Origin of the sequence: Flammeovirga sp. SJP92 (genome assembly GCF_001583495.1) — a bacterium.
GTDB lineage: Bacteria > Bacteroidota > Bacteroidia > Cytophagales > Flammeovirgaceae > Flammeovirga.
Map to the genome: position 1 here is coordinate 1 of NZ_LQAQ01000076.1, position 5,438 is coordinate 5,438.

A 5,438-nucleotide genomic window follows, 5' to 3' on the forward strand; every position below is an offset into this window, starting at 1 on the left:
ACATATTATTAAGTACAAGGACAAAAGTAATTGGCATTTTGAAGGTGAAAAAGTGGTTCGTGTTGTGGTTCAGTGGACGTTGTAGTACAACGTCCCTACAGTCTACTTTCAATTTTTGGTAGAATATCATTTATGAGGGATACCGTTGTAGGGATGTTGCATTGCAACGTCCACTGAACCACCATAAAAACCATTTTACGAACCATAATTCTTCCCTCTTCCCTCAAAATTATTTATTGAAAAACTCCGCTACAGCATCCGTTGACACTTTCACTGCATCCGGTTTGTAATAGAAGTCCACGTGACTAAATTCATCTAAAGCCTTTACTTCTGGGTTGTTAGTCAATTTATCAATGAATTGTGTAGAACATGGAGCTGTAGAGGCAGATGTTCCATAGATGACTAAAGTAGGTTGTACAATTTTATCGGCATAAGCTTCTCCAATAGAAATCATGGACTGCATGGCTTGGTCAGCGATATGAATGTTTGAAGCGTTTTTAACAGTTCCAGGACCTTTTACACCCTCTTTTCCGTAATAACTATACGTTTCCTCTGCCATTGCAGGATAGGCTGCCGCCGAAACGAACGCTTCTTTTGACATCTCATCATCTAATCCAAATGGAGCATGGTAATCCCCTTCACCTGTCTCATATTGTTTTTGTCTAGAAGCATTTGCTGCCGCAATCATTGGGTCTGTTACTTCTCTACCCAACCACTGGAATCCATCTGCCGCCATCATTCCTGAAACGGTAGCAATTTTCTTAATTCTATGATCTGTTACTGCAGCCGAAGCGATGATAGAACCACCCTGACACACACCTAATCCGTAAATCTCTTCTACAAATGGTAGCGTACCTAAATACGAAACAGCATCCCAAGTGTTTTCGATCAGTCTGAACATATATCGGCTTCTTTTATGTTCTCCTGGTAATGCTGGAGAATCTCCCATTCCTAGATAGTCAAAACCTAAAAATACAAATCCTCTTGCTGCCATTTCTGGTCCATAAGTGGCCATTACTTGCCCTTTCACCTGTGGAAATGGACTAGCACTAACAATTGCTTTGTACTTTTTGTTGGGATCGAATCCTTCAGGAAGATATAAATCTCCTGCTAATTCTACTCCAAAAGATCTGAATGTCACTTCGTTAATTCCTGCATTTAAATTTTTCATTGTATCAAACTTTAATATGTGATTGTTTCATTAATTATCTGATACAAATATCATTGATGAACAGGCTGAATCACTTAAACATTTTCGTTGTAGACTTATACATTTTGGATAGAGAGTGAAATAGTAGCCATTATTGTCTAAAAATAGAGGATTAAAATATGTTGGTGCATTGTCAATCGACCGATTCAAAACTTCTAACGAAGTTGCTGTTTTAGCTGTACTAGAAGTTTCATTTTATTCTTTTACTTATATATACTGTTCCACACTGCCCTTTAGGAAAATTTGGAAAATCAATAGTTTGAAATGAGTCATTTTCCCTCTTTATTTCAATTGTTATTTTGTTTATCTCACAGTTGAACCAATCGCTAGAAATTGTCTTTGTTCGATCATATTTATATACAGGATAATAGGTGATAATAAAGTCCTTCTATAGTTGGCAAAAATTGCTACTATCAATTTTTTTTACCATTTACTTTTGTTACTATATGTTTCCCAACTCACGCTCATTTGTCTGTTATCAAGGTATTCATCGAATGATTTTTTAGTTTTCAAATGAAAAGAACTAAATCCAACCTCTAAGAGAGGTTCATAATCATATCCTTTCGGCATTTTTGTAGGGTTTTGGAGAACATTTTCATAGAAACCTTTTCCATTTGCTACTACACAGCATCTTGTATACAGAAAAAGGTCCATTGAGAAGTATCCTTCTGGATTTCCATAAGCAAATTCGGGATCAATATTTTTTGCATATTCTTTACCATCTAATTCATAAAGTTTCTCTGCTAGGATATTATCAAATTCCATTATTTCACTTTCGGGATTTCTTGATAATTCTTCCACTAATGGTAACAATTGATCGTCATCGTCTTCTTGATCCCAATCAATCATTGATATTAATTCCCAAAAATATTTATCAGTCATTATTTTAGTCTTTTAAGATTATGTTTTATTATTGATAGTGTGATGATTAAACTTCAGTCAGCGAGCTTTTCGATCAGTGACTGAAGTCTCAACAACTATTATTTACTTTTCAAATTTCTTGATTTTCTCTAATTCTGCACTGAAACTTATCTCTGAAGCAATTATATCTAAGATTTTTCTTGCTTGACTTAAAGGATGTTCAGGAAATTCTATATCATATTGTTTTTCTTCCGACTTATTCATCATAGTCCCTTGATTAAAACTTAAATCATATGGGTCTTTGAACCAACCTTCATAGCCATTTTCTCCTATTGATATTTGATTTTCGTTCATGAGTTTTGTGGCAATTACACTATCTCTCATTCCTGTAACACCAACCTCTGGAGCTTGTATTTTTACTACATAGCTATATTTTTCAAAAGGTATAGTAAACGAAGCTATGTATGTCATTCCAGTAGGCTCTTGTGGAAGTTTAAAGATAGTTTTTACTGCTTTATACTCCTTTAATTGAATATTATTTACTTCAATTAAGCCCCCATTATACGATACTATTTGATTCCTATAAAAACTTCTTAGTTCATCGATTTGATTTATGGTTGGTAAATCAGGTTCAAAATCAAAGAAGTTTAAAGACAAGGCAATAGTTTGCTCTGGATTTACCCATTGTTTAATTCCTTTCTGGTCTTCAACTAACGTCCAACCAAAATCAGGAATTGAAATGGAGTTAATATTTATCTTTTTTCGGTTAAAGAGTTTCATCATGTTTGTTTGTTTTTGTAGATATAGATTGTTCAATAAAATCTCCGCAAGCTAAAGCCTTCAATTTTTTGATTATACATCTTAATTGATTCAATACCACCTTCAATTTCGTAATACGAAAAAAATAGGTACATATCAAAACCAAGCTTTTTAATCTTAATTTCGTAGTTGATGCTTGTGTTTTTAGGTGAAAAAATGAGAAGGGAAGTGATCTATAAAAAATTTCTCAAAAAAAGTCCTCCCTAATTTCCATACAGCTGAGTACATGAAAACTTCCACAGCCTTTGTTCAACTGGGGCTTAATTTTTGGGTCTGAAGACCAAACTAAGCCCTAATTATTAACAACTTTTTTAAAAGTTTGAATCACTAAGAAAATCCTTGTTTATCGATTTTATAATTTCGCTTTCTTTTTCAACATCCTCAATATTAAAGCTTGAGTTTGATAGTTGATCTATTTCCCATTTCAATAAAGCAATCTGAGTTCGAATCATGCTCTCTAGGCTATCATAGAAAAAATCGACACCCTCAAAAACTGAGATAATTGGTTTCTTACAAGAAGATTTAAAATAATGTCCTTGAGTTGGAATAACATATACAGACCCTTCAAAAGAACCTATAGGAAAACAAAATTTTAGAAGATCTATAACTTCCTTAAAACCTGATGCAGGAGCATAATATTTATTTGTAATTTCATATTCCTCTTTTGCCTTATCTAAAGTACAAAATATATTATCTCTGAACCAAAGAGGATGTTCAACATGATATTTTGATCCTCCACTCCATGTATAAAGAGCGATTACTTCCAATGGTATCTTATCTGGATACCAACTACACTCTTTTATTATTTCATCAATGGACAAAGGAGGTAATAAATTACTGCTAACATCCTTCCCCAAGGATGAATTTAACTCGACTATTGTATCTAATAATGAATGAATTCTTCTTTGGTATTCTTTATCACTTCCTTCTAATTCATATTGTTGATTTCTCATTTTTTCTTCTGAAGATTTATTACTTATGGTATATAATCCAATTAAAACCAAAAGTAAAATTGATATTAAAAATAAAGATTTATTGAATAATGAGCTCATTAGAAAAAATTATATTTTTGGTTGCTAACATTGGATAAACACAATGGCGTTTATCCCTCAAAACTTAACGGATATACGTCATATTGTAAATATCCATTAGTAAAAAAGTACTCTCAACATCCTGTAAAAAAATAAGTTTGCTGTTAGATTGTTGAAAGATGAATTGAATTTACATGTTTATGTATTACAAAACAAGAATAGACTTCTTCAAAAGATTAGGCCAATGCTTCAAAAAAATAATTTTCAAAATCAATTCTTGAGTAAATGCAGTTTGCGGTTGAACTGATGACTTTCTTTGTTTCACTTTCCGTCCAATGTCTTCAAGACTGAAGGAGGGGGTACTTTATCATTGGTCATTAAGTTATAGCTTCTTGTAGTATACTCTGTATGACAAGAGCCGTATGAATTGAGAGGTTCACGTACGGTTCTGTGAGAAGTTAGGGTTGAGATTCCCCTAGCTTACTCGACTAGCGACTTTTTATACCCATGCTATGAGTATTGGCGAAAGTGAAATTGCTGTTAATGCTATTGATACAACTAGAGTTACAATAATCAGTTTTGAATTCATGCCTTCAGAAGAGTTCAATTCGTTCCAAAGTTGCTCAATCTCTGTTGGTTCTTCTACTATCACTTGAGTTCCTGCAATAAAGTCGCCAAGTCTTCTCTTAGGGTTCATAAAAATTAGTAATGCCTCAATAGGCCAAATGTAAGCTGTTATGTTACGCAACATACATTGCAATCCTGTTGCAGGTTCTTTCGTTTTATAGTTTATGATTTTGAACCCGTAAGTCCTTTTGCCGGCACTTCTACAATTCACAAAATCTTTGTTCAAAACAATGAACATGAGGAAAACCCAAATAATCGAAACAAAAATTAGATAGGCTGTTCCAAATTGAACGTTCAGTTGCCATGTTACCAAGCCATATAGAATGTAACACAGAATTATAAATGGGGCCGCAACAAGTATTGAATACCATAAATCTGTAATCATTGATTTTGTCCTGTTGCTCAAGATGTTCAGTGGAAATGTGTTACCTGCACTGAGGTAGGATTTTGTGATTGGGTTAATAAGTAACCATTTTGGAATTTTCATCGCATTGAAGGAATTGTCGTTAATGTAATGGCTAGACTACGAACAGCGGGTGCGTCCCCTTGTGGATGGAGATTAGCTGATGTGTGCGCCCCAAATGGGCACGATCTATATTTTTCTAAATATAGTTCAATCTTCTAGAGGGTGCAAGTCCCTTATGCACGGAGTACGATCCCGAAGCATTAGCACGTGACAAGGTGGTTTTCCGTGAGGAATGCACTGGAGTAAGCCAAACGGCAAAAATTGGTACTGATGAACAAAAACGGATAGAACAAATTGTCACTTAAAAGCGTCTCACTTTCTCAGGAAAATAGCTCGTGAGTACCCCATCTTATTTTGTCATTGGTCATAGCTTCTTGTAGTATACTCTGTATAACAAGAGCCGTATGAATTGAGAGGTTCACGT

Annotated in this window: 5 protein-coding genes; all 5 read right to left on the reverse strand. The window is 34.2% G+C overall.

Features of this window, described 5'->3' with window-relative positions:
• Positions 1-229 precede the first annotated feature (229 nt).
• The 5 genes from AVL50_RS17620 to AVL50_RS17640 all read right to left on the reverse strand — a co-directional run bounded on the left by AVL50_RS17620 (position 230) and on the right by AVL50_RS17640 (position 5,035).
• A complete protein-coding gene (locus AVL50_RS17620; protein ID WP_062617811.1) occupies positions 230-1,171 on the reverse strand; it encodes an alpha/beta hydrolase in 942 nt (313 codons plus the stop codon).
• 462 nt (positions 1,172-1,633) lie between these two features.
• Complete coding sequence (locus AVL50_RS17625) at positions 1,634-2,092, reverse strand: DUF4240 domain-containing protein (protein ID WP_062617812.1); 459 nt, start codon at positions 2,090-2,092, stop codon at positions 1,634-1,636.
• Positions 2,093-2,194: 102 nt separating this feature from the next.
• Positions 2,195-2,854, reverse strand: a complete 660-nt coding sequence (locus AVL50_RS17630) for a hypothetical protein (RefSeq protein ID WP_062617813.1) — start codon at positions 2,852-2,854, stop codon at positions 2,195-2,197.
• Positions 2,855-3,201: 347 nt separating this feature from the next.
• Positions 3,202-3,942 carry a hypothetical protein gene (locus AVL50_RS17635; protein ID WP_062617814.1) on the reverse strand — a complete coding sequence of 247 codons (741 nt, stop codon included), beginning with the start codon at positions 3,940-3,942 and terminating at the stop codon, positions 3,202-3,204.
• Between the two features lie 478 nt (positions 3,943-4,420).
• Entirely contained in the window at positions 4,421-5,035 is a 615-nt protein-coding gene (locus AVL50_RS17640) for an RDD family protein (protein ID WP_062617815.1), read from the reverse strand.
• Positions 5,036-5,438: the final 403 nt, after the last annotated feature.